The following is a 21,207-nucleotide window of genomic DNA, read 5'->3' as shown; positions in this document are numbered from 1 at the left end:
ACTTGGGGGCATGCGTTTATTGATCCTGCTTTTGAGCCTGCCAAGTGCCCTTTGGGCTGCTGATTTCCAGCTGCTGAAAGATGATGTCGCGTTAACCCGACAAGAAGTTGTGGAGATGACCGAGCGCGGGCTGCTGACTTTTTATGAGGGCGGGCAGTCGCGCTATTCGGCGGATGGTGCATATAGTTACACCTATGATCAGGGGGCCACGGCCTTTGGTGCCTTCTCCATCGGGGAGGATGGGGTGATTTGTATCGAATATCAAAACGGGCGCAGCCGCTGTGACCGTTTTGTAAACAGTCATGGCAGGCTGGTGATGTTGACCGAGGATGGTCAGAGGTTTGCCATCCGGCCTTAGCCGTCTTCGATGTCTTCGATGTCTTCGATACGCGGGCACGAGCGACTATTTCAACGGTTTCAGCTACGCTCCAGCTCAGTTAGAAATGCAGGGGTTGGCCATGCATCGGCGGGCAGGCCGAGGCGGATTTGTTCTTTTTGCACGGCATTGCGGGTGCCGGAGCCAAGGATGCCGTCGATTTTTCCGACGTCATAACCGCGCTGTTGGAGCAGGCTCTGAAGCCGGCGCATCTGGTCGCCGTCTAGCGCGGTTTCGGGGGTGCCCGCGTTATAGACGGGCGCGCCACCCAGACGGGTGGCGAAATAGGCCGCTGTGAGCACATAGGTAAAGCTTTGGTTCCATTTGAAATAGATTTCAAAATTGGGGTAGGTGAGGAAGGCTGGACCAAAGCGCCCTTGTGGCAGGATGATCGAGGCCCGAAGGTTATCGGCAAATCCACCGTCACGGGGCCGCACACCAAGACGCGCCCATTCGGCGGCGGATTTTTGGGTGTGAAGCCCTGTCAGGGACCAGTCGAAATTGGCAGGCATGGTGACTTCGTCGATCCACGGTTCGCCTTTGCGCCAGCCGAACGCCTGTAGCATGCTGCCACCGGACAAAAGCGCATCGGAGACCGAGGTTTTCAGAGACACTTTGCCGTCGCCATCGCCGTCCACGCCGTTTTGAATAATGTCTTCGGGAAGCATCTGGACCATGCCGACCTCACCTGCCCATGCACCGGTTGTGGTCGCCGGGTCAAAATCGCCGCGGGCGAAAAGTTCCATTGCCGCGAAAACCTGAGGGCGAAAGAGTTCGGGGCGGCGGCAATCGTGGGCAAGGGTTACAAGGGCATTGGCGGTGTTGAAGTCGCCTTGGAAATTTCCGTAGTCGGTTTCAAAAGCCCAAAAGGCAAGCAACACATTGCGGTCCACGCCATAGCGGTTTTCGATGGTGTCAAAGATTTGCGCATGCCGTTGGCTGTTTTGACGTCCGCTGTCGATGCGGGCGTTTGAAATCAGGCGGCGGGAGAAGTCGACAAAGGGCCGTTGGTATATGGCTTGCGATCGGTCCGCGCGTAAAACAGCGCTGTCTTGACGCACATTTTGCAGGAACTCTCGCGCGGTGAGGGTTTGCACGCCATGGTCGGGGGCTTCGGCCACAAGCGCGTTTTTGAAGGTGGCAAAATCGCCGCCGCATGTGGCGGCCAAGGCGGGCAGCGGTAGAAGGGTGCAAAGGGCGGCGAAGAAAGTAGAACGCATGAAATACCTCTGATTTGTCATTTACCCGACCAAAGCCAGCGCAGTCGTCAGCGCCAGCATCATGCTCCAAGCAAGCCAGAGCTTGCGTAGTGCGGCGTCAATTTCGGGTGGGCCGATCTGGCGCTTTCCGTCGCCGCCGACCCAAGGAAACTGTTGCATTACACCATCATAGGCACGCGGGCCGGCCAAGGCGACCGATATGGCGCGCGCCATTGCGGCCTCGGGCCAGCCCGCGTTGGGCGAGCGGTGTTGCGCGGCGTCTGCGGCGATGGAGAACCAATGGCTAGCCACGCCTGACGGGACCGCGATGAGCGCACAAGTCAGCCGCGCGGGAATCCAGTTGAGCAGGTCATCGGCGCGGGCGGCAGCCTTGCCAAAGGCTTCATAGCGGGGGGTGCGGTAGCCAATCATGCTGTCTGCGGTGTTGACGATTTTATAGACCATAAGCCCCGGCAGGCCGGCGATCAGGAACCAGAAAGCTGGCGCAATCACCCCGTCTGACAGGTTCTCGGCCGCGCTTTCGATGGCAGAGCGGGCAATAGCGGAGGGGTCCATGTGGCGGGTGTCGCGGCTGACGATCATGGCAACGGCATTGCGGCCCTCGTCAAGAGAGACGCGCAGGCCATCAGCGACGGCACGCACATGTTGCACCAGCGATCGTTGGGCCAACAGGATGGCGGCAAGGATGATCTGGACGAGGGGGCCAAGCCCGGCAAGCAGCGCACCGATCCCGTAGGCGGCGCTTACCAGCACAGCAAGGGCGAGCACCCCTGCCGCGATGCTGTTTTGGCTGCGGTTCAGGCCACGCTCGAGAGCGGCGACCGCGCGACCCATCAAAATCGCGGGATGGGGCAGTTTATTCCAGAGCCATTTTGGTTCTCCCAAAGCGGCATCAAGCAGCAAAGCCAGCAAGAGAATGGCGGCATGGCTCATGCCAGTGCGGCCTCGATCCGGTGCCATGCGTCGGGCGCGGGAAGGCCAAGGCGCAGCCATTTTGGATTATAGGGAAAGACGCGGCTCCAGATGTGGTGGCGGGCAAGGCGGTCTTGCCATTGGGCGGCGTCATCGACCTCAAACAGGCGAAACAGGGTGGTGCCGCCGACCAGTGTGGCACCACCCTGTTGGGCAAGCGTATCCAGACGGGCCGCGTCGCGGGCAAGACGGCTGCGGGTCTGGGTGGCCCAGTCGGGATCACAGAGCGCGCGTGTGCCGATTTCAAGCGCGGGGCCTGCCACGGGCCAAGGGCCCAACATCTGTTCAAGTGCTGCGACATGTTCGGGGTCGCCGATCACAAAACCCAGGCGCAAACCGGCGAGGCCCCAGAATTTGCCAAAGCTTTTGAGGATCAATGTGCCCTTGGTGTTGCTCTGCGCGATGAGAGAGGCATCAGGGGCCACGTCGCAAAAGCTTTCGTCGATGATGCGCAAGGGCGCGTGCAGATCAGATGCGGAAAAGAGGCGGCCATCGGGGTTGTTGGGATGCACGACCACCTGCGCTTGGGCCTGTTTGGGTGGGTTGGCTGGCTGCCATCCGTTTGCGATAAATGCGCTTGCGTGTTCGTTGTAGGTGGGTGCCGCGATGTGCACCTGACCTGCGGCTGCCAATCGGGGGATCATCGCGATGGGCGCAGAGGCACCCGGTGTGGCAAGGACCGCAGCCGAGGCGGGAACATTCCAGAACCGGCGCGCAGCATTGATCAGGGCCGCGCGGGCGTTATTGTCGGGCAGGGCGGTCCATGCCTGTGGGGAAATTTCTCCTGTGGGATAGGGCAAGGGGTTAATTCCGGTCGACAGGTCAATCCATTCCGCGCGGTCGCCGCCATATTGATTCGCCGCAGCATCGAGCCCGCCGCCATGGTCGTTTGACGTTAAAGTGATCACTTTTCTTGCCCAGCTTTGGTTTCGGGTAGGTTTTTGCCGATTTTCCCGTTTGTCAAATCGGAGTTTGGGGTAAGATGCAAGGCATGCTGCGGCCCGTTCATGTGTTTGGGTCACGCGTGCTGGCCCTTTTCGGCTGGATTAATTTCGTGCTGGGGGGCACCATCGGGATGGATTTGAATATGCCAACGAAGACACGCGTATTGATCGTGGAAAGTGTGCCGGAGCTCGCGCGGATCTGGCAGCGTCATCTTGAGCGGCAGGGGATGTCCGTGACCTGTACGCAGGGACAAGAGGATGCCATCGCGCATCTGTCGGAGCATGAAACGGATATTATCATTCAGGATCTGGTGATTGATCAGGGCGGTGCTTTGGCGATTTCGGATTATGCGAACTACCGGCAGCCGAACGCGCGGGTGATCTTTGTGACCAACACCAGCTTTTTCTCGGACGGGTCGATTTTCGCCCATTCGGCTAATGCGTGCGCCTTTGTCCAAAGCAATACGCCGCCGGAGGATCTGGCGGCGATGGTCGCGCATTACGGTTCTGAAAAACGGGTCGCCTAGCTGCGGTTATGTGGCGCGTTCCAGTCGATCACCGGATTGATCGGGATGACCCGGTTGGGGTTAATCGTGTCGTGGCTGTAGTGGTAGTGCCGGACAATATGATCCAGATGCACGGTGCCCGCCACGCCTTCCCATTGATACAGCTCGCGGGTGTAGGCCCATAGATTGGGGTAATCCACGATCCGCTTACGGTTGCATTTGAAGTGTTGGTGATAGACGCAATCAAAGCGCACTAGAGTCGTGAACAGCCGCCAGTCCGCTTCAGTGATGCGATCGCCCATGAGGTAGCGGTTGCGCGTCAGGATGTCTTCGATCCAGTCGAGCGTTTCAAACAGCGGGTGCACGGCTGCGTCATAGGCTTCTTGTGTGGTGGCAAAGCCGGATTTGTAGACGCCGTTGTTGACGGTTTTGTAGATGCGTTCGTTGATGGTTTCGATGTCGCTGCGAAGCTCGGCCGGCCAGTAGTCGTCGGTGTTGCCTGTGATGCCATTGAAGGCGCTGTTCATCATGCGGATGATCTCGGAGGATTCATTCGATACGATGGTGCCGCGTTTTTTGTCCCACAGGATTGGCACGGTCACACGGCCGGTAAAATCGGCCACGGCGCGGGTGTAAACGTCACGCGCAAAAGGCAGGCCGAATTGTTGGTCGCCGGTTGCTCCGTCAAAGTCTGTGGAAAAGGTCCACCCTTGGCCAAGCATGTCAGGGTGTACAACCGAGACATCAATCAGCGGCTCAAGCTTTTTCAGGGCGCGAAAGACCATTGTGCGGTGGGCCCAAGGGCAGGCATGGCTAATATAAAGGTGGTAACGGCCTGCCTCGGCTTCAAAGCCACCTTCGCCCGTTGGGCCCGGGCTTCCGTCTGCGGTAACCCAGTTGCGGAAGGTCGATTCCTGACGTTTGAAGGCACCGCCACTTTCTTTGGTATCGTACCATTTGTCGTGCCATTGGCCGTCGATCAGTAGTCCCATGAGGCGAATCCCTTATCTTGTTTGAAAGAAACTTAAGAGCTGCGCATTTGGATGCGAGGGCGCTGGGCGCGCAATCCATGTGCGTGAATGCACAGGGCAGAATATAATTGGCGAAACTGTTTTCGCTTCATTCTGGTTCAGGCAAGGGAGGAGATTGAGGGAGACATTTTGCCAGAGGGATTTGACCGGGATCGGGCGCGATGGGGTCGCACCGCCGTGTGGCCCTAAAAAGATGGCCTGAGGCCACTGGAGTGAGAAAGGGCTGCCCGCTATCAGGCAACCCCGTTTTGTTATTGCAGGTCTTTGAACGCTTCTGCGAGGCGGGTGCAGGCCTCTTCTGCGCGCGCGCGTGTGGTGGCGAGGTTGAAGCGCAAATAGCTGTCGCCGCCAGTGCCAAAGCTGGGGCCGTGGTTGGCTGCGATGTTCGCGCCTTGCTCGACGCGTTTGGTGAATTCTTCGCGGCTCATGCCGGTGTCGGTGAAATCAACCCAGGCGAGGTATGTCGCCTCGAGCGGCATGGATTTCAGGCCGGGAATGGCGTTGACCGCCTGATCGAAGATTCTGCGGTTGCCATCGAGATAGGCGAGCAGCTCATCAAGCCATGCGGCCCCTTCGGGAGAGTAGGCGGCAGTGGCCATGAACAGGCCAAAGCTGTTGGGCGACATGCCAAGCGCGGCCATGCGCGCGGCGAATTTGGCGCGCAGCGTAGGGTCGGCGATGATGACATTGCCCGAGTGGCTACCGGCGATGTTGAAGGTCTTGGTGGTGGCGGTCATCATCACCAAACGGTCCTCGATGCCCTCAATCAGTGGCATGGCGGTGTGTTTATGGCCGGGCATTACCAGATCATGGTGGATTTCATCAGAGACCAGCACCAGATCATGCCGCTTGGCAAAGGCCGCGACCTGTTGCAGCTCTTCGACGGTCCAGACCGTGCCGCCGGGGTTATGTGGCGAGCACAGGATGACCATTTTCTCATTGCCGGTCATTTGCGCGTCATAGGCCTCAAAATCCATGTGGTAGCGGCCGTTCTCTCGCACAAGTTCACATTCGACGACGTTGCGGTTGGCGGCTTTGATCACGCGGGCAAAGGCATGGTAGACGGGGGTGAACAAGACAACGCCATCCCCTTCGGAGGTAAAGGCGTCCACGCACATGCCCGTGCCATTGACCAAGCCGTGGGTGGTGAAGACATGTGCGGGCTCCAGATCCCAGTTATGGCGGGTTTTCATCCACCACTGGATTGCGGCGAGGTATTCGGATTCGTCTCCGAAATAGCCGTAGACGCCGTGATCAACCATGGACTGCACCGCCTTCTGCACCACGGGGGCGGTGACAAAGTCCATATCGGCGACCCACATGGAGATACCCGTCTCTGCGGGCACACCGAAGATTTGCTCCATACTGTCCCATTTAACGCAATGGGTGCCGCGGCGCTCGATCGGGGTGTCAAAACTCATGCTGATCTCCTGTATTAGCGTGGGCAAACCTAGCGGCGCGTGGGTTATGTGCAAGCCCTGCTTGCGGCAAGAGGGGCCATGCCCTACATCAACGGGCATGAAACGCCCAATTCTATATCACCCCGATCCGCGCCTTAAAAAGGCATGTAGCGCCGTTGACGATGTGTCGGACGATTTGCGCAGCCTTGCCAAGGATATGTTGGCCACGATGTATGACGCCCCCGGTGTTGGCCTTGCCGCACCTCAGGTGGGCGTGCTGCGCCGTGTTGTCGTGCTTGATTGTGTGAAGGAGGAGGGGGAGACACCGCGTCCTTTGGTCATGTTCAACCCGCAGGTTGTGGCCGCGTCAGATGCGCTGAACACCTATGAAGAGGGGTGTTTGAGCCTGCCGGACCAATTCGCCGATGTCACCCGCCCTGCCGAGGTCGAGGTGGAGTGGATGGATGAAAACGGCAAGCCGTGCCGTGAGGTTATGGACGGGCTTTGGGCGACCTGTGTGCAGCATGAGATCGACCATTTGGACGGCAAGCTGTTCATTGATTATCTCAAGCCCCTGCGCCGTCAGATGATCACCCGCAAAATGGTGAAATTCAAACGCGAGCTGGCGCGCGGATGAGCCTGCGCGAGGTTCTGCTTTGGCCTGATCCGCGGTTGAAAGAGATTTGCGCACCCATTGAGGCGATCTCACCCGAGATCGAGGCGTTGGCGGCGGATATGTTGGAGACGATGTATGCCGCTCCGGGGCGCGGCTTGGCGGCCCCTCAGGTGGGGGTGTTGCTGCGGATGTTTGTGATGGATGCTGGCTGGAAAGAGGGGAAATCCGATCCGCTGGTTTGCATCAACCCGATGCTACAAGAGGTGAGCGAAGAGCGCGCTGTGATGGCCGAGGGCTGCCTTAGCATTCCGGGTATCAGCGCCGAAATCTCGCGCCCTGCGCAGGTGCAGATGGTGTGGACGGGGTTGAATGGCGGGCGCTATACGCAGGGTTTCAACGGCTTTGCCGCGGCCTGTGTGCAGCATGAGTTGGATCATCTGGATGGGGTGGTCACCTTTGATCATCTGGACGCGGCGACCCGCGAGAAACTGGAAGCGGAGTATGCAGCATGAGCGTGCGTGAGATTTTGCAATGGCCGGACAAGCGGCTGCGGACAGCTTGTGCTGACGTAGATGCGGTGACGGATAAGGTGCGTGCGATCTGGGATGATATGATCGACACGATGGATGCCATGCCTGGTGTGGGGCTTGGGGCCTCGCAGATTGGCGTGATGCAGCGTCTTGCTGTGGTGGATACCTCAGAGGCGCGCAATACGCGGATCAGGATGGCCAACCCTGAGGTGATTGACGCTTCGGCGATTATGAACACCCATGAGGAAGCCTCGCCTTGTTTGCCGGGTGTCTGGGCCAAGGTCGACCGCCCGCGCGGTGTGCGGGTGCGGTTCATGGATGAAGCAGGCGAGCTGGTGGAGCGGGACTTTGTCGGGTTGGATGCGACCAGTGTGCAGCACCAGATCGATCATCTGGCGGGCAAGATGTATTTTGACCGGTTGAGCAAGATGAAGCGCGACATGCTGCTGCGCCGTGCGCGCAAAGTGAAAGGCTAGCAGATGCGGATTGTTTTCATGGGCACGCCGGAGTTCTCTGTGCCGGTGCTTGAGGCGCTGGTCGATGCAGGCCATGAGATCGCCGCCGTTTACTCCCAACCGCCGCGCCCTGCGGGACGTGGCAAAAAAGACCGCCCCGGTCCCGTACATGCGCGTGCGATCGAGATGGGGTTGGAGGTGCGGACGCCGGTATCCTTGCGCACGGATGAGGCTTTGGCCGAGTTTGCAGCGCTAAAGGCTGATGTGGCCGTGGTGGTGGCCTATGGGTTGATCCTGCCGCAGGCCATTCTGGATGCGCCTGCGCAGGGGTGTTTGAATATCCATGCCAGCCTGCTGCCGCGTTGGCGTGGGGCGGCGCCCATTCACCGTGCGATTATGGCGGGGGATGCGCAGACGGGTGTTTGCATCATGCAGATGGAGGCGGGGCTGGATACGGGTCCGGTTTTGCTGCGCGAAGCAGTGCCAATCGAGGCAGAGCAGACGGCCGCGCAATTGCATGACGTGCTCAGCGCGCTGGGCGCGGATTTGATTGTGCAAGCGTTGACGCGGCTGGATGATCTGGTGCCTCAGGTGCAGCCGGATGCAGGCGTGACTTATGCGGCGAAAATCGACAAGGCGGAGGCGCGCATTGATTGGTCGCAGCCTGCCGTAGAGGTGGACCGGATGATCCGAGGCTTGTCTCCTTTTCCGGGGGCGTGGTTCGAATTGCAGGGCACACGGATCAAGGTATTGGGGTCGCGGCGTGTGGACGGGGAAGGTACTGCTGGTACGGTTCTGGATGATGCGCTGCGCGTGGCATGCGGGAGCGGGGCGGTTGCGCTCACGCGGTTGCAAAAAGCGGGCAAGGGCGCGCAGGATGTGGATGTTTTCCAACGCGGGATGCAGATCGCCGTTGGGGCGGATTTGAGCAAGGGGTAGCGCAATGTTTCCAACGATGATTGGCACCGTAGTGATTGCGGGGATTATGGGGTACTTGGCCGAGCGCACGGGCTTTACCCACAACGGGATTTTACAATCTATCATCATCTGTATCGGTGGGGCGTTTGTATTCTATTTCGTGCGGTTGATGTTCGGATTCGGGTTTGCGTCGCCGGGGCTGAATGCGATTGCTGCGTCGATTGGGGCGCTTGTGATCGTGCCGTTTCACTGGCGCAAATGACAGTTGGGGCGCTGCCCCCTTGGCCCTTTGGGCCAATTCCCCCGGAGTATTTTCAGCTAGAGAAAATAGGGTTTCAGCTTCGTGGTGGTTTGCTTTTGTAGACGGGCAGGTTCCAGCCGAATTGGATTGAACCTGCGCGCAGCACCCATGTGACGCCTGCGCCGATCAGGAGGCGGTAGGGGATATCTGGTAGGTAGTTTTGTAGCAGCACGGTTGTGGCGGCACCGGCGAAGGCGGCGGTGACGTAGAGTTCGCCTTGTTTTAGAACAACGGGGACATCGCCGACGACGACATCGCGCATCAGGCCGCCCATGCAGCTGGTGACTATGCCCATGAGCACGATAATCGATGCGCTATGGCCCATGGCGGTCGCGATGCCGGTGCCGGCCGCGACGGCCACGGCGAGGGCGAGGCTGTCGAGCCAGATGAGTGTGCGCATGCGGCTTTCGAAGAGGTGGGCGGTAAAGAAGATGATCAAGGCGGCAGAGCCTGCGGCCGCGAGGTAGGAGGGCTGTGCGATCCAGAAGATCGGGTCGCGGTCCAGCAATAGATCGCGCACTGTGCCACCGCCAACGGCGGTGAGGCATGCGATGAAGGCAAAGCCCACCAGATCAAGCTGTGCGCGGCTGGCCACCAGTGCGCCGGTCACTGCGAAGACGATGACAGAGGCGTAGTCGAGGAAGCTGAGCAGGGTCATAGGGTGTTTGCGATCCAGCGGAGGACATCATTGTCTGGCAGGGCATCGAAGGGCTCCCAATGGCCGGTAATGACTGTACCATCTGGCTGTTGGTGTTTCCACTGTGGCCTGACAGGAGGGGCGATGCGGCAGAGCACGAAATGCACGGTGCTGCCTGCCACCGCTTGGGGGCAGGTGCCGATGGTGATGGCATTTCGGGTTTCCAGCCCAAGTGTGTTGAACAGGTGACGGGCCGCAAAGGGGGCGGCGTGTTGGTCAAATTCGGCCATAGGCGGCAGCGTCTGGCCCTGTTCCAATGCGAGGCGCAGGGGGGCGCCGTCAGGGTGGAGGGCGATGGCGCAGGCGAGCTGCTTCATTTGGGTTTGAACGGGGCCATGCCAGCGCGAGCCAATGCATCGGCGCGTTCGTTTCCCGGGTGGCCCGCGTGGCCTTTCACCCATTCCCAAGTGACACGGTGGCGGGCGTTGGCTGCATCCAGACGCTGCCAGAGTTCGGCATTTTTGACCGGCTTTTTCGCGGCATTTTTCCAGCCGTTTTTCTTCCAGCCGAAGATCCAGCCGGTGATGCCGTTTTTGACGTAGTTGCTATCGGTTACCACGGTGATCTCGGTGTCGCGGTCCAGTGCCTCGAGCGCGTGAATAGCGGCGAGCAGCTCCATGCGGTTGTTCGTGGTGTTCGGCTCACCGCCTTTGAGCTCGCGTTCTTTGACGACCTGTGTGCCGTCCATTGCCTGCATGAGAGCACCCCAGCCGCCGGGGCCGGGATTGCCTGAGCAGGCACCGTCTGTGTATGCGTATAATTTAGCCATATGCGGCGAGTGCTATCCAATCCGCATAGGTGCCGTCCAGCCCCTTATCGCATCCGGTGGTCGTTTTGGTCACGGTAAAGCCGGCATCTTTGAGCAGGCCGCGCAGCTCGGGTTCGGAAACATAGGTGTACTGCCGCCCGATGGTATCCCGTTTGGTGCCGTGCCCTAGTTTCATACCGATGTGAAACTGGCCGTCGGGGCGCAGGGCGGAATGTAGTGCGGCCAAGATCGTGGGCAGGGCCGCACGGTCGGCATGCAACAGGCAGAAGTTGGCCCAGATGCCATCGTAGGCATCGGTGCCCGTGATCTGATCAAAGGTCTTGACCTCGGCGTGCACGCCGGGATGATCCGCGGCGAGCGCGATCATTTCGGGGACGGCATCGGTCGCATGAACCTTAAGGCCCGCCTGAGCCATTGCAGCGGCGGCGATGCCGGGCCCACAGCCCAGATCAAGGACATCTGCGCCTTTGGGCAACGCGTCGATGAAGGCGGCAAGCAGTGGATCATTACGCAGTGCGTCACTTGTCAGTGCGGCATAGCGGGCGGATTGATCGGCGTAGACGGCAAGGGTTTCGGGGTCGCTCATGCATAGGCTCCAACAGCGAGGCAGATCACGACGATGCTGGTGAGCAAGATGCGCAAGGGCATCCACCACAGCGGTGTCAGCTTTTGACGGGAAAAGAAATAATCAAGTGCGAGCAAACCAAGGAAGCCGGCGATAAGGTAGGATAGGGTTTCGGCAGGTGTTATGCCGCGTGCGAAGAAGGCCCAAAGGGCGGGAATGACGGACAGCACATAGCCGGTGGTGGCCGCCGCGCCGTCTGTTTTGGTCGCGAAGCCCCAAAGAACGCCGGACATGAACGACAGGATAATAGTGCCATAAAGAACAAGCATCGCGGTGCCGTCGCTTGAGAGAAGTGCGGGGCTGTCTGTGTCGGGGGGAGCCACATCGGCGAGAGTGGCAACCAATGCACCGGCAGCAAAAGGCAACAGGCCGGCAAGGCCCAATGCAAGAGGCATGCGAGGAATGCCGAACATCAGCAAGGCTTGGGGGTCGGTTGCGGGGGGACGGTAGATGTTAAAAAGAGGTAGACGGGAAGCATTGATTGTCCTTTCCGGATTACCCTGTTTTGCGCAGCACGCGCGGCACTTTGAATTCCACGTTTTCTACGGCTGTTTCGACCAGTTCTTCGGTGACTGTGTAGCGGGATTTGAAGGCGTCGATGACTTCGTTGATCAGCACCTCGGGGGCAGAGGCCCCGGCGGTGATGCCGATGCTGGAGATGCCCTCCAATGCGCGCCAGTCGATATCACCCGCGCGCTGGACCAGTTGCGCATAGGCGCAGCCCGCACGGGAGCCGACCTCGACCAAGCGTTTTGAATTAGAAGAGTTGGGAGCCCCTACAACAAGCATGGCATCGCATTTGGGCGCGATCGCTTTGACCGCTTCCTGCCGGTTGGTCGTGGCATAGCAGATGTCTTCCTTGTGCGGACCGACGATGGCGGGGAAACGGGCCTGCAACGCCGCGACGATGCCTGCGGTGTCATCGATGCTTAGTGTGGTTTGCGTGACATAGGCCAGCTTTGTCTCATCGCGCACGGTCACATGGGCCACGTCTTCGGGGGTCTCAACCAGCAGGACTTCGCCCTCGGGGAGTTGTCCCATGGTGCCCACGGTTTCGGGATGTCCTTCGTGGCCGATCATGATCATTTGCAGCCCTGCATCGGCGTGGCGCTGGGCCTCGATGTGGACCTTGCTCACCAATGGGCAGGTGGCATCGACATAGACCATGTTGCGGGCCTGTGCGGCGTTGGGCACGGATTTGGGCACGCCGTGGGCGGAAAAGATCACGGGGCGGTCATCAGGGCATTCGGATAGCTCTTCGACAAACACGGCACCCAGATCGCGCAGGCCGTCGACGACAAATTTATTATGCACGATTTCATGGCGCACGTAGACAGGCGCCCCCCATTTTTCCAGCGCCATTTCGACGATCTTGATGGCGCGGTCCACGCCGGCGCAAAATCCGCGCGGCGCGGCAAGATAAAGAGTGAGGGGCGGTTTGGTCATCGGGTTCTCCTGCGTCCTGTTACAGGTAGGGCTTTCGGCTGCCCGCGTCCAGTTCCCGCGCGGGACACAATGCGGGCTATGTGCTGCAAATGCCAAAGGCCGCGCTGGTGTGGCGCGGCCTTTGGCAAAATGGGGGGTGGAATTAGTCTTCGGCGGGCGTGGTTGCGGCGGGTTCACGCGGTTCGCGCGGGGGGCGGCCAATCACATCACGCAGATCGTCAAGTTCAATGAAATTGTCGGCCTGACGGCGCAGGTCATCGGAGATCATTGGTGGCTGGCTGCGTATCGTTGAAACAACAGAGACGCGTACGCCCTGACGCTGCAGGCTTTCGACCAGTGGGCGGAAATCACCATCGCCAGAGAAAATCACGATATGGTCGAGATGCGGCGCAAGCTCCATCGCGTTTACGGCCAGCTCGATGTCCATGTTGCCTTTGACCTTACGGCGGCCCATGGAATCGGTGTATTCTTTGGCTGCTTTGGTGACCATCGAGAAGCCGTTATAGTGCAGCCAGTCCACAAGAGGCCGGATCGGAGAGTATTCGTCATTCTCGAGCAGGGCCGTGTAGTAAAAGGCGCGCAACAACTTGCCGCGGCGCATGAACTCTGACCGCAGCAGCTTGTAGTCGATGTCAAAACCAAGCGTTTTGGCGGCGGCGTAGAGGTTTGAGCCGTCTATAAAGAGGGCGAGTCGTTCATCTTTGTAGAACATTCCATTTTCCTAAATGAATTTTTGCCGCGCGCAGCGATTTAAATTAAGCACTCAAATATAAATAATTTTGGCATTAATCTCGTAAAGGCTTTGTAGCAAAAATGCCGTATCTAGCAAGGCGTGGTCATGGGGAATAACAGCAGTATGTCGCCGACGACTGATCACATAAGCTTTATCGCTTTGGGTTCAAACATTAGTCACGAGAAGTTAACCAAAGGTCAACTAGTCACCGAAGCCGTCGACGCGCTCCGCCAGGCCGGCTTTGCGATTCGCGCGCGCAGCCGTGATTTTACGTCGCCGGCGTTTCCCGCCGGGTCGGGACCGGATTTTATCAATGCGGTTGTTGAGGTGGAGGCGCCGTTCGGGGCCGAACAGACGCTTGCCGCGCTGCATGAGATCGAGGCTACATTTGGCCGGTCGCGTGATGTGAGATGGGGGCCGCGGACGCTGGATCTTGATTTGCTCGCTTGTGGGGAAGCGGTGCTGCCGAACGCCAAGATTCATCAATATTGGCGGGAATTGCCGCTTGAGACGCAAGCAACGACGGCTCCACAGGAGCCTATCGTTCCCCATCCACGTCTGGCCGAACGGGCGTTTGTTCTTGTCCCGATGATGGATGTTGCGCCCGATTGGGTTCATCCGGTTACGGGGCAGACGGTCCGGGCGATGCATGACGCATTGCCGCTGGCCGCGCGGTGCGAGGTCGTCGCGCTGTAATTGGCGCTTGTAAATCAGGGGGAACGGGCATAAGTAGCCCTTTCTAGCAGACATATTGTATTGGAGCGTCCAATGGCCCGCGTCACCGTCGAAGATTGTGTTGATAAAGTCCCGAACCGGTTTGAGCTGGTTATGTTGGCCGCGCACCGCGCCCGCGAAATTGCAGCCGGTTCTTCTGTAACCGTAGACCGTGACAACGATAAAAACCCCGTTGTGTCCCTGCGTGAGATCGCAGACGAGACGCAGTCGGCGGATGATCTGCGCGAGCGTCTGATCGAAAGCAATCAGAACCAGATCGAAGTGGATGAGCCCGAAGAGGACGCAATGGCGATTCTCATGGGAGCCGAGCAAGACAAGCCGGAAGAAGACAGCATGTCCGAAGAAATGCTTTTGCGGCAGCTGATGGCTGCGCAAGGGCAGGGGTGATTGCGGCAGGACATGTTCCTGCCTGAAGTTTGAGGCAGATAATGACCACAACTGCCGATGACCTTGTCACATTGGTTCGCGGGTTTAATCCCAAAGCAAACGAAAAGCTAATTCGTGCCGCCTATGCTTATGGCGAACGGATGCATGAAGGGCAGTTTCGCCATTCTGGCGAGCCCTATTTTACCCATCCTGTTGCTGTGGCGGCCATTCTGGCCGAGCAGCAGCTGGATGACAAAACCATCATCACCGCTTTACTACACGACACGATCGAGGACACGCCTGCGTCTTACGCCGAAGTGCAGGAGTTATTCGGCTCAGATGTGGCCGAGTTGGTGGATGGGGTGACCAAGCTCACCAATCTGCAACTCAATTCAAACGAGACCAAACAGGCAGAGAATTTCCGTAAGCTGTTTATGGCGATGTCCAAGGACCTACGGGTTATTCTGGTCAAGCTTGCAGACCGGTTGCACAACATGCGCACGATCAAGGCCATGCGTCCTGAAAAGCAGGCGCAAAAAGCCCGTGAGACAATGGATATTTTCGCGCCGCTGGCAGGGCGCATGGGGATGCAATGGATGCGCGAAGAGCTGGAGGATCTGGCATTTCGTGTGCTTAATCCCGATGCACGCAGCTCGATCATGCGTCGCTTTATTATGCTGCAAAAAGAAACGGGTGATGTAATCAGCCGCATCACCCACGATATGCGCCAAGAGCTCGGGCAGGCAGAGTTGGTGGCAGAAGTGTTCGGGCGTGCCAAAAAACCCTATTCGATCTGGCGTAAGATGGAGGAAAAAGAGCAATCTTTTTCCCGCCTGTCGGATATCTACGGGTTTCGCGTCATCACCGAGACAGACGAAGATTGCTACCGCGCGCTGGGCGTGATCCACCGCCGCTGGCGTGCAGTACCCGGACGTTTCAAGGATTACATCAGTCAGCCCAAAACCAATGGCTACCGCTCGATCCACACCACTGTATCGGGGCGCGACGGCAAACGTGTCGAGGTGCAAATCCGTACGCAGCAGATGCATGACGTTGCCGAAACGGGCGTAGCTGCGCATTGGTCCTACCGTGACGGTGTTCGCTCGCGGAACCCCTTTGCCGTGGATCCGGTCAAGTGGATTGCACAACTGACTGAGCAATTCGATGGTGAGGACAACCACGAAGATTTTCTCGAGGCGGTAAAGCTCGAGATGTATTCGGACAAGGTGTTCTGTTTTACCCCCAAGGGCGAGGTGATCAAACTGCCGCGGGGGGCCACGCCGATTGATTTCGCCTATGCCATTCACACCCGTTTGGGGTCGTTGTGCGTGGGGGCCAAAGTGGACGGTATCCGCGTGCCGCTTTGGACGCGGATCAAAAACGGTCAATCGGTCGAAATTATCGCCGCCGAAGGGCAAACGCCGCAGGCGACATGGCTGGATATTGCCACGACAGGTAAGGCCAAGACGGCCATCCGCCGCTCGCTGCGGGATGTTGATCGCGCGCGGTTTGCCAAATTGGGCCGCGAATTGGCGCGCTCGGCGTTTGAACAGGTCGGCAAGAGACCTACAGAAAAAGTGCTGGCCACGGCTGCGCGAGCATTGCGGTTGAGCGGTGTCAAAGAGCTGCTTGAGCAGCTCGGCAGTGCCGAGAAGACAGGCCGCGAAGTCGTACGAGCGGTGTATCCCGAACTGGCGGACAACCGCGGCGAAGAGATTGACCGCAAGCGCGCGGTGATCGGCCTTGAGCCGGGGCAGTCGTTCGACAGGCCCGATTGCTGTGAGCCTTTGCCTGGTGAGCGGATTGTGGGCATTACCTTCCGCGGCAAAGGAGTCAGCCTGCACGCGATCGATTGTGAACGGCTGAGTGACTATGAGGACCAGCCCGAGCGTTGGCTTGACCTGCGTTGGCATGACGGTAGCCACCCTGCGGTCTACGGGGCGACGATTGACCTGACGGTCGCCAATGACGCCGGTGTTTTGGGGCGCATTTGTACGATGATCGGCGAGGCGGGTGCGAATATCGCCGATCTGAGCTTTATCGAGCGGAAGCCCGATTTCTTCAGGGTTCTGCTGCGGGCGGAATTCCGCGATGTGGCACAGCTGCATTCACTGATGCTGACGCTGGAGGCCGAGGATAATGTTGCAGCTTTGAGCCGCTATCGGGATTCAGGGCGCGCGGCAGATGCGGTTGCCGGCGTGGAGCAGCCGCAGTGATTTTCAAACGCCGCGACCCTAAGCCTTTTCTGCGGGGGGTGGCGGAATTGCTGTGGCCGCGTGGTGGATGGGCGCGGGCGTTCCATTATGTCAAACATCGCATGCGCCGCCTGCCGGACAGCCCCGAGCGGATTGCACGTGGCATTTGGGCGGGGGTGTTTATAACCTTTACGCCTTTGTTCGGCTTTCATTTGTTCCTTGCGGCGTTGATCGCCAAGCTGATGAAGGGCAACATTCTTGCCTCTTTGATGGCCACGTTTGTTGGCAATCCGTTTACATTTGTATTTATCGCGCTGGCCTCCATGAAATCGGGGCATTGGATTTTAGGCTCGGAGTTGCGCGATGGGGAGCTACGATCGCTTAGCTGGAAGTTCGCGAATGCGGGGAGCGAGTTATGGCACAATATCATGGCCATCTTTACCGCTGACGCGGTGGATTGGTCGGGCCTTGCGATTTTTGCGCGGGATGTGTTCTATCCGTATTTGGTCGGTGGCATTATGTCCGGTGTGTTTTTCGCGACAATCGCCTATTATCTGGCAGTGCCTGTGTTGCGCGCCTACCAAAAGCGGCGGCGCGGCTTGATTAAACAAAAATTCGAAGCACTTAAGGCGAAGACGGCTGCGAAGGCCGAGGAAAAAAAGCGTTCAGCGCGTGAGAAAAAGGAACAGGCCAATGGCTGAGTTGGGCAAGTTGCGTTTGGGTGTGAACATTGATCATGTGGCCACCGTTCGCAATGCACGGGGCGGCGATACGCCGGATCCGTTGCGCGCGGCGCGCATCGCGCAAGATGCAGGCGCTGACGGGATCACCGCCCACCTGCGCGAAGACCGCCGCCATATCTCGGATGCTGATATCGAGGGGCTGATGGAAGTCCTGAACGTGCCGCTCAATTTCGAGATGGCAGCGACAAGCGAGATGCAGCAGATCGCGCTACGCCACAAACCCCATGCGGTTTGTATTGTCCCCGAGAAGCGCGAAGAGCGCACAACCGAAGGCGGGCTTGAAGTGGCGCGCGAGGAAAACAAGCTGGCGCATTTCATTGCCCCCCTGCGTGAGGCGGGGTGCCGCGTGTCGATCTTTATCGCTGCGGATATGCGTCAGGTCGAGGCGGCGCACCGCATCGGTGCACAAGTGGTCGAACTGCACTCGGGGGCGTATTGCGATGCCTATCATGAAGGGCGGTATGACGTGGCGGATGCCGAGCTGGCAAAGCTGCGTGAGATGGCGACATTCGGCCATTCTCTGGGGCTCGAGATGCATGTGGGGCATGGTTTGACCTATGACACTGTCGGGCCGGTTGCAGCTTTTCCCGAGGTGGCAGAGTTGAACATCGGGCATTTCCTGATCGGTGAGGCGATTTTTCTGGGGCTGGCCCCCGCAATGGCCGAAATGCGCCGGCTCATGGATGAGGCGCGAGGCGCGGTTTGATCCTCGGTATCGGTACAGATCTGGCGAATATCGAGCGGATACAGGGCACGCTGGACCGTTTTGGCGACCGGTTTCGCCATCGGGTATTCACAGAGCGCGAGTTGGCCAAGGCGGCGCGGCGCAATGAGGATGCGGGCACCTATGCCAAACGATGGGCCGCCAAAGAGGCATGCTCAAAGGCATTGGGAACAGGGCTGCGCATGGGGATCAGCTGGCGTGATATGGCGGTGAGTAACCTGAAAACCGGACAGCCGGTTATGGAGGTCACCGGATGGGCTGCCAAGCGGTTGGCGGATATGACACCTGCAGGGCATGAGGCTATCATTCATGTGACGTTGACAGATGATCATCCTTGGGCCCAGGCCTTTGTCGTGATCGAAGCGCGACCTGTGGGGGCCGGCGCACCTTGACACTGCGCCTCGCCCTGCGCATGTAACCGCAACAAAACCCATAGGAGCGCCGCATGGCCAAGGAAGAAAAGACGGGCAACGCAATTGTCGAGACCATCAAAACGGTCGTCTATGCGCTGTTGATTGCAGGGGTGTTCCGGACGCTGCTGTTTCAACCGTTCTGGATCCCTTCAGGCTCGATGAAGCAGACGCTTTTGATCGGTGACTTCTTGTTTGTGAACAAATTCGCCTACGGTTATTCCTATGCGTCCTGTCCCAGCGTGATCATCCCGCGGTTCGGTGTTGATCTGGACGCCAAAAAGCTTTGTGGGATGTTTGATGGTGACAACAATCGTTTGTTCGGGGGCGATCCTGAGCGCGGCGATGTTGTGGTGTTCCGTCATCCGGTGTCGGGCCGTGATTACATCAAGCGTTTGATCGGTTTGCCGGGTGACCGGATTCAGGTCACGGGCGGCAAGCTGACGATCAATGGCGAACCGATCCCGCAAGAGCCGAACGGCCAGTTCGAGGAAGTGGCCGAGCTGCAGGGTCCGCAAGGCCTTCGCCCACGTTGTGCCAACGGTGCTGTTGGTCAGGGTGGCATCTGTGTCAAGGAACGCGCGACCGAAACCCTGCCCAACGGGGTGAGCTATGACGTGCTGAACATTGGTCGGCAGGCTTCGGACAATACCGGCGTCTATACGGTTCCGGAGGGCAATTACTTTTTCATGGGTGATAACCGCGACAACTCTGCTGACAGCCGTCTGGCGCAGACAGCAGGGGGCGTCGGATTTGTTCCTTACGAAAACCTGATTGGTCGCGCGGATCGGATCATGTTCAGCTCGGCAGGTCGGTCGATGTTGTATTTCTGGACATGGCGCAGCGACCGTTTCTTTAAAGCGGTCAAGTGAAGCTATCGGCTGAACTCAAAGCGTTTGAAGCGCGGCTTGGATATCAATTCAAGTCGCCAAAACTGCTAAGTGAAGCGGTAACGCATGCCTCTATGTCGACGCCTAACCGCGACGATAACCAGCGTCTGGAATTTCTGGGGGACCGTGTTCTGGGCCTTGTGATGGCCGAGGCATTGTTAAACCTTGATAAGGGCGCATCCGAGGGGCAGCTGGCCCCACGTTTCAACGCGCTGGTGCGCAAGGAAACCTGTGCCGATGTCGCGCGCGAGATCGACATTGGCGCAGTATTGCGTTTGGGGCGGTCCGAGATGCTTTCGGGAGGGCGGCGCAAGCAGGCTCTTTTGGGGGATGCGATGGAGGCTGTGATCGCGGCGGTCTATATCGACGGCGGTTTTGATGCAGCGCGAGAGTTGATTTTGCGGTTATGGGGTTCGCGGCCGACATCCGTAAAAGAAGATGCACGGGACGCAAAAACATCGTTGCAGGAATGGGCGCAAGCGCGCAAACTTGATCCGCCGGCCTATGTGCTGACAGGGCGGAGCGGGCCGGACCATGCGCCGGTGTTTACCATCACGGCAAAGCTGTCCACAGGGCAGACCGCCTCATCCACAGCCGGATCAAAGCGCGTCGCAGAACAAGACGCCGCAGCCAAGCTGTTGGCGCAATTGGAGCAAAAGACATGAACACCACCCCCACGCGCGCAGGATTCGTGGCCCTCATCGGGGAGCCGAACGCAGGTAAATCCACCCTGCTCAACCGGATGGTGGGGGCCAAGGTCTCGATCGTGACACATAAGGTGCAGACAACCCGTGCCCGTATTCGCGGCGTCGCCATGGCAGAGCAAAGCCAGATCGTTTTCGTCGACACGCCGGGCCTGTTCCAGCCGCGTCGCCGTTTGGACCGCGCAATGGTTGCCGCAGCATGGGGCGGAGCGGCTGACGCGGATGTTGTCGTGCTGTTGATCGAGGCGCAGCGCGGGCTGACCGAAGGCGTCGAGCGTATTCTGGAGCGTTTGAACGAAATCGGCAAAGGCGCGCGCGTGGCCTTGGCCATCAATAAAATTGACCGCGTAGAAGCGCCGGTTTTGTTGGGGTTGAGCGCCAAGCTTAACGAAGTTTACCCGTTTGAAGAGACATTTATGATCTCGGCCGAGAGAGGGCACGGCGTCGATGTCTTGCGCGACTGGTTGGCCAAGGAGGTTCCCGAGGGGCCGTGGCTTTATCCTGAGGACCAGATCGCCGATTTGCCCATGCGCATGATCGCGGCCGAGATGACGCGTGAAAAGCTCACGCTGCGGCTGCATCAGGAATTGCCCTATCAGCTGACCGTCGAGACCGAGAATTGGGAAGAGCGCAAGGACGGTTCGGCCAAGATTGACCAGCTTGTTTATGTCGTGCGTGATGGGCACAAGGGTATCGTGCTGGGCAACAAGGGCGAAACCATCAAGGCTGTAGGCAAAGCGGCGCGTGAGGAGCTTGAAGAGTTTCTGGGCCGCAAGGTGCATCTGTTTTTACAAGTAAAAGTCCGACCCAATTGGCTGGAAGAATCCGAGCGGTATTCCGAGATGGGGCTGGAGTTCAAGGACGGCAACCAGTGACTTCTGCAGCGCGACCGGAGGGGGCA

28 protein-coding genes are annotated in these 21,207 nt (G+C 58.8%); 16 read left to right on the top strand and 12 right to left on the bottom strand.

Annotation, left to right across the window (positions count from 1 at the left end; genetic code table 11):
* Positions 1–10 precede the first annotated feature (10 nt).
* Positions 11–358, top strand: coding sequence for a hypothetical protein (locus ABJM03_RS13800; RefSeq protein ID WP_348418415.1), 348 nt, complete (start codon positions 11–13; stop codon positions 356–358).
* A gap of 59 nt (positions 359–417) precedes the next feature.
* Here ABJM03_RS13800 and ABJM03_RS13795 read toward each other — a convergent pair whose 3' ends face one another.
* The 3 genes from ABJM03_RS13795 to cobD are packed head-to-tail and all read right to left on the bottom strand — an operon-like array spanning position 418 to position 3,476.
* Entirely contained in the window at positions 418–1,596 is a 1,179-nt protein-coding gene (locus ABJM03_RS13795) for a lytic murein transglycosylase (protein ID WP_348418413.1), read from the bottom strand.
* A 21-nt stretch (positions 1,597–1,617) separates the two neighbouring features.
* Positions 1,618–2,529 carry an adenosylcobinamide-phosphate synthase CbiB gene (cbiB, locus tag ABJM03_RS13790; RefSeq protein WP_348418411.1) on the bottom strand — a complete coding sequence of 304 codons (912 nt, stop codon included), beginning with the start codon at positions 2,527–2,529 and terminating at the stop codon, positions 1,618–1,620.
* Positions 2,526–3,476, bottom strand: a complete 951-nt coding sequence (gene cobD, locus ABJM03_RS13785) for a threonine-phosphate decarboxylase CobD (RefSeq protein ID WP_348418409.1) — start codon at positions 3,474–3,476, stop codon at positions 2,526–2,528. Before cobD ends, cbiB begins: the two co-directional genes overlap by 4 nt.
* 179 nt (positions 3,477–3,655) lie before the next feature.
* Between cobD and ABJM03_RS13780 the strand changes: the two genes are divergently transcribed.
* A complete protein-coding gene (locus tag ABJM03_RS13780) occupies positions 3,656–4,039 on the top strand; it encodes a response regulator (protein WP_348419134.1) in 384 nt (127 codons plus the stop codon).
* Here the strand turns inward: ABJM03_RS13780 and ABJM03_RS13775 are convergent.
* Positions 4,036–5,010 (bottom strand): glutathione S-transferase family protein, encoded by a 975-nt coding sequence (locus ABJM03_RS13775; protein ID WP_348418407.1) that lies wholly within the window; start codon positions 5,008–5,010, stop codon positions 4,036–4,038. The genes ABJM03_RS13780 and ABJM03_RS13775 overlap by 4 nt on opposite strands.
* Before the next feature lie 290 nt (positions 5,011–5,300).
* Positions 5,301–6,470: a MalY/PatB family protein gene (locus ABJM03_RS13770; protein WP_348418405.1), complete on the bottom strand. Its 1,170-nt coding sequence runs from the start codon at positions 6,468–6,470 to the stop codon at positions 5,301–5,303.
* 97 nt (positions 6,471–6,567) lie between these two features.
* Between ABJM03_RS13770 and def (ABJM03_RS13765) the strand changes: the two genes are divergently transcribed.
* Genes def (ABJM03_RS13765) through ABJM03_RS13745 form a run of 5 tightly spaced genes read left to right on the top strand, consistent with a single transcriptional unit; the run spans position 6,568 to position 9,230 of the window.
* A complete protein-coding gene (gene def / locus ABJM03_RS13765; protein ID WP_348418404.1) occupies positions 6,568–7,086 on the top strand; it encodes a peptide deformylase in 519 nt (172 codons plus the stop codon).
* Positions 7,083–7,577 carry a peptide deformylase gene (gene def / locus ABJM03_RS13760; protein WP_348418402.1) on the top strand — a complete coding sequence of 165 codons (495 nt, stop codon included), beginning with the start codon at positions 7,083–7,085 and terminating at the stop codon, positions 7,575–7,577. The genes def (ABJM03_RS13765) and def (ABJM03_RS13760) overlap by 4 nt, the downstream gene beginning before the upstream one ends.
* The gene (gene def, locus ABJM03_RS13755) at positions 7,574–8,071 is read left to right on the top strand and encodes a peptide deformylase (protein WP_348418400.1); all 498 of its coding nucleotides are present in this window, start codon (positions 7,574–7,576) and stop codon (positions 8,069–8,071) included. Before def (ABJM03_RS13760) ends, def (ABJM03_RS13755) begins: the two co-directional genes overlap by 4 nt.
* Positions 8,072–8,074: 3 nt before the next feature.
* The gene (fmt, locus tag ABJM03_RS13750) at positions 8,075–8,989 is read left to right on the top strand and encodes a methionyl-tRNA formyltransferase (RefSeq protein ID WP_348418398.1); all 915 of its coding nucleotides are present in this window, start codon (positions 8,075–8,077) and stop codon (positions 8,987–8,989) included.
* Positions 8,990–8,993: 4 nt separating this feature from the next.
* Positions 8,994–9,230, top strand: coding sequence for a hypothetical protein (locus tag ABJM03_RS13745; protein ID WP_348418396.1), 237 nt, complete (start codon positions 8,994–8,996; stop codon positions 9,228–9,230).
* A gap of 73 nt (positions 9,231–9,303) precedes the next feature.
* Here ABJM03_RS13745 and ABJM03_RS13740 read toward each other — a convergent pair whose 3' ends face one another.
* The 7 genes from ABJM03_RS13740 to ABJM03_RS13710 form a co-directional block, all read right to left on the bottom strand.
* Positions 9,304–9,927, bottom strand: coding sequence for a trimeric intracellular cation channel family protein (locus ABJM03_RS13740; protein WP_348418395.1), 624 nt, complete (start codon positions 9,925–9,927; stop codon positions 9,304–9,306).
* Positions 9,924–10,283, bottom strand: a complete 360-nt coding sequence (locus ABJM03_RS13735; protein ID WP_348418393.1) for a hypothetical protein — start codon at positions 10,281–10,283, stop codon at positions 9,924–9,926. The genes ABJM03_RS13740 and ABJM03_RS13735 overlap by 4 nt, the downstream gene beginning before the upstream one ends.
* Complete coding sequence (rnhA, locus tag ABJM03_RS13730; RefSeq protein WP_348418391.1) at positions 10,280–10,735, bottom strand: ribonuclease HI; 456 nt, start codon at positions 10,733–10,735, stop codon at positions 10,280–10,282. Before rnhA ends, ABJM03_RS13735 begins: the two co-directional genes overlap by 4 nt.
* Positions 10,728–11,321 (bottom strand): class I SAM-dependent methyltransferase, encoded by a 594-nt coding sequence (locus tag ABJM03_RS13725; RefSeq protein ID WP_348418389.1) that lies wholly within the window; start codon positions 11,319–11,321, stop codon positions 10,728–10,730. The genes rnhA and ABJM03_RS13725 overlap by 8 nt, the downstream gene beginning before the upstream one ends.
* Positions 11,318–11,773, bottom strand: coding sequence for a DUF3429 domain-containing protein (locus ABJM03_RS13720; RefSeq protein WP_348418387.1), 456 nt, complete (start codon positions 11,771–11,773; stop codon positions 11,318–11,320). Before ABJM03_RS13720 ends, ABJM03_RS13725 begins: the two co-directional genes overlap by 4 nt.
* A gap of 82 nt (positions 11,774–11,855) precedes the next feature.
* Positions 11,856–12,806 (bottom strand): 4-hydroxy-3-methylbut-2-enyl diphosphate reductase, encoded by a 951-nt coding sequence (ispH, locus tag ABJM03_RS13715; RefSeq protein ID WP_348418385.1) that lies wholly within the window; start codon positions 12,804–12,806, stop codon positions 11,856–11,858.
* A 142-nt stretch (positions 12,807–12,948) separates the two neighbouring features.
* The gene (locus tag ABJM03_RS13710) at positions 12,949–13,518 is read right to left on the bottom strand and encodes an NYN domain-containing protein (RefSeq protein ID WP_348418383.1); all 570 of its coding nucleotides are present in this window, start codon (positions 13,516–13,518) and stop codon (positions 12,949–12,951) included.
* A 144-nt stretch (positions 13,519–13,662) separates the two neighbouring features.
* Here ABJM03_RS13710 and folK point away from each other — a divergent pair, with 144 nt between their 5' ends.
* From folK to era, 9 genes are all read left to right on the top strand, one after another.
* On the top strand, positions 13,663–14,235 hold the full coding sequence (gene folK / locus ABJM03_RS13705) for a 2-amino-4-hydroxy-6-hydroxymethyldihydropteridine diphosphokinase (protein ID WP_348418381.1): 573 nt from the start codon (positions 13,663–13,665) through the stop codon (positions 14,233–14,235).
* A gap of 72 nt (positions 14,236–14,307) precedes the next feature.
* Complete coding sequence (gene rpoZ, locus ABJM03_RS13700) at positions 14,308–14,661, top strand: DNA-directed RNA polymerase subunit omega (protein WP_348418379.1); 354 nt, start codon at positions 14,308–14,310, stop codon at positions 14,659–14,661.
* Between the two features lie 41 nt (positions 14,662–14,702).
* Positions 14,703–16,856: a bifunctional (p)ppGpp synthetase/guanosine-3',5'-bis(diphosphate) 3'-pyrophosphohydrolase gene (locus ABJM03_RS13695; RefSeq protein WP_348418377.1), complete on the top strand. Its 2,154-nt coding sequence runs from the start codon at positions 14,703–14,705 to the stop codon at positions 16,854–16,856.
* Positions 16,853–17,536, top strand: a complete 684-nt coding sequence (locus ABJM03_RS13690) for a DUF2062 domain-containing protein (protein WP_348418375.1) — start codon at positions 16,853–16,855, stop codon at positions 17,534–17,536. The genes ABJM03_RS13695 and ABJM03_RS13690 overlap by 4 nt, the downstream gene beginning before the upstream one ends.
* Positions 17,529–18,284 (top strand): pyridoxine 5'-phosphate synthase, encoded by a 756-nt coding sequence (locus tag ABJM03_RS13685; RefSeq protein WP_348418373.1) that lies wholly within the window; start codon positions 17,529–17,531, stop codon positions 18,282–18,284. The genes ABJM03_RS13690 and ABJM03_RS13685 overlap by 8 nt, the downstream gene beginning before the upstream one ends.
* Positions 18,281–18,694 (top strand): holo-ACP synthase, encoded by a 414-nt coding sequence (gene acpS / locus ABJM03_RS13680; protein WP_348418371.1) that lies wholly within the window; start codon positions 18,281–18,283, stop codon positions 18,692–18,694. The genes ABJM03_RS13685 and acpS overlap by 4 nt, the downstream gene beginning before the upstream one ends.
* 53 nt (positions 18,695–18,747) lie before the next feature.
* Positions 18,748–19,584 (top strand): signal peptidase I, encoded by an 837-nt coding sequence (lepB, locus tag ABJM03_RS13675; RefSeq protein WP_348418369.1) that lies wholly within the window; start codon positions 18,748–18,750, stop codon positions 19,582–19,584.
* On the top strand, positions 19,581–20,267 hold the full coding sequence (rnc, locus tag ABJM03_RS13670; RefSeq protein WP_348418367.1) for a ribonuclease III: 687 nt from the start codon (positions 19,581–19,583) through the stop codon (positions 20,265–20,267). The genes lepB and rnc overlap by 4 nt, the downstream gene beginning before the upstream one ends.
* Positions 20,264–21,181 (top strand): GTPase Era, encoded by a 918-nt coding sequence (era, locus tag ABJM03_RS13665; protein ID WP_348418365.1) that lies wholly within the window; start codon positions 20,264–20,266, stop codon positions 21,179–21,181. Before rnc ends, era begins: the two co-directional genes overlap by 4 nt.
* Positions 21,182–21,207: the final 26 nt, after the last annotated feature.

The sequence above is a fragment of the Sulfitobacter sp. genome (genome assembly GCF_039977885.1).
GTDB lineage: Bacteria > Pseudomonadota > Alphaproteobacteria > Rhodobacterales > Rhodobacteraceae > Sulfitobacter.
This window is presented reverse-complemented; position numbering and strand designations above follow the sequence as displayed.

Bases quoted from the DNA above. Each gene is read 5' to 3' on its own strand.
- ABJM03_RS13795 (WP_348418413.1), bottom strand. From the start codon at position 1,596: ATGCGTTCTACTTTCTTCGCCGCCCTTTGCACCCTTCTACCGCTGCCC.
- ABJM03_RS13780 (WP_348419134.1), top strand. From the start codon at position 3,656: ATGCCAACGAAGACACGCGTATTGATCGTGGAAAGTGTGCCGGAGCTC.
- folK (WP_348418381.1), top strand. From the start codon at position 13,663: ATGTCGCCGACGACTGATCACATAAGCTTTATCGCTTTGGGTTCAAAC.
- def (WP_348418404.1), top strand. From the start codon at position 6,568: ATGAAACGCCCAATTCTATATCACCCCGATCCGCGCCTTAAAAAGGCA.
- def (WP_348418400.1), top strand. From the start codon at position 7,574: ATGAGCGTGCGTGAGATTTTGCAATGGCCGGACAAGCGGCTGCGGACA.
- ABJM03_RS13775 (WP_348418407.1), bottom strand. From the start codon at position 5,010: ATGGGACTACTGATCGACGGCCAATGGCACGACAAATGGTACGATACC.
- def (WP_348418402.1), top strand. From the start codon at position 7,083: ATGAGCCTGCGCGAGGTTCTGCTTTGGCCTGATCCGCGGTTGAAAGAG.
- rnhA (WP_348418391.1), bottom strand. From the start codon at position 10,735: ATGGCTAAATTATACGCATACACAGACGGTGCCTGCTCAGGCAATCCC.
- lepB (WP_348418369.1), top strand. From the start codon at position 18,748: ATGGCCAAGGAAGAAAAGACGGGCAACGCAATTGTCGAGACCATCAAA.
- cbiB (WP_348418411.1), bottom strand. From the start codon at position 2,529: ATGAGCCATGCCGCCATTCTCTTGCTGGCTTTGCTGCTTGATGCCGCT.
- fmt (WP_348418398.1), top strand. From the start codon at position 8,075: ATGCGGATTGTTTTCATGGGCACGCCGGAGTTCTCTGTGCCGGTGCTT.
- ABJM03_RS13770 (WP_348418405.1), bottom strand. From the start codon at position 6,470: ATGAGTTTTGACACCCCGATCGAGCGCCGCGGCACCCATTGCGTTAAA.
- ABJM03_RS13735 (WP_348418393.1), bottom strand. From the start codon at position 10,283: ATGAAGCAGCTCGCCTGCGCCATCGCCCTCCACCCTGACGGCGCCCCC.
- ABJM03_RS13740 (WP_348418395.1), bottom strand. From the start codon at position 9,927: ATGACCCTGCTCAGCTTCCTCGACTACGCCTCTGTCATCGTCTTCGCA.
- ABJM03_RS13710 (WP_348418383.1), bottom strand. From the start codon at position 13,518: ATGTTCTACAAAGATGAACGACTCGCCCTCTTTATAGACGGCTCAAAC.
- ABJM03_RS13695 (WP_348418377.1), top strand. From the start codon at position 14,703: ATGACCACAACTGCCGATGACCTTGTCACATTGGTTCGCGGGTTTAAT.
- ABJM03_RS13745 (WP_348418396.1), top strand. From the start codon at position 8,994: ATGTTTCCAACGATGATTGGCACCGTAGTGATTGCGGGGATTATGGGG.
- ispH (WP_348418385.1), bottom strand. From the start codon at position 12,806: ATGACCAAACCGCCCCTCACTCTTTATCTTGCCGCGCCGCGCGGATTT.
- ABJM03_RS13725 (WP_348418389.1), bottom strand. From the start codon at position 11,321: ATGAGCGACCCCGAAACCCTTGCCGTCTACGCCGATCAATCCGCCCGC.
- ABJM03_RS13685 (WP_348418373.1), top strand. From the start codon at position 17,529: ATGGCTGAGTTGGGCAAGTTGCGTTTGGGTGTGAACATTGATCATGTG.
- era (WP_348418365.1), top strand. From the start codon at position 20,264: ATGAACACCACCCCCACGCGCGCAGGATTCGTGGCCCTCATCGGGGAG.
- ABJM03_RS13800 (WP_348418415.1), top strand. From the start codon at position 11: ATGCGTTTATTGATCCTGCTTTTGAGCCTGCCAAGTGCCCTTTGGGCT.
- rpoZ (WP_348418379.1), top strand. From the start codon at position 14,308: ATGGCCCGCGTCACCGTCGAAGATTGTGTTGATAAAGTCCCGAACCGG.
- ABJM03_RS13720 (WP_348418387.1), bottom strand. From the start codon at position 11,773: ATGTTCGGCATTCCTCGCATGCCTCTTGCATTGGGCCTTGCCGGCCTG.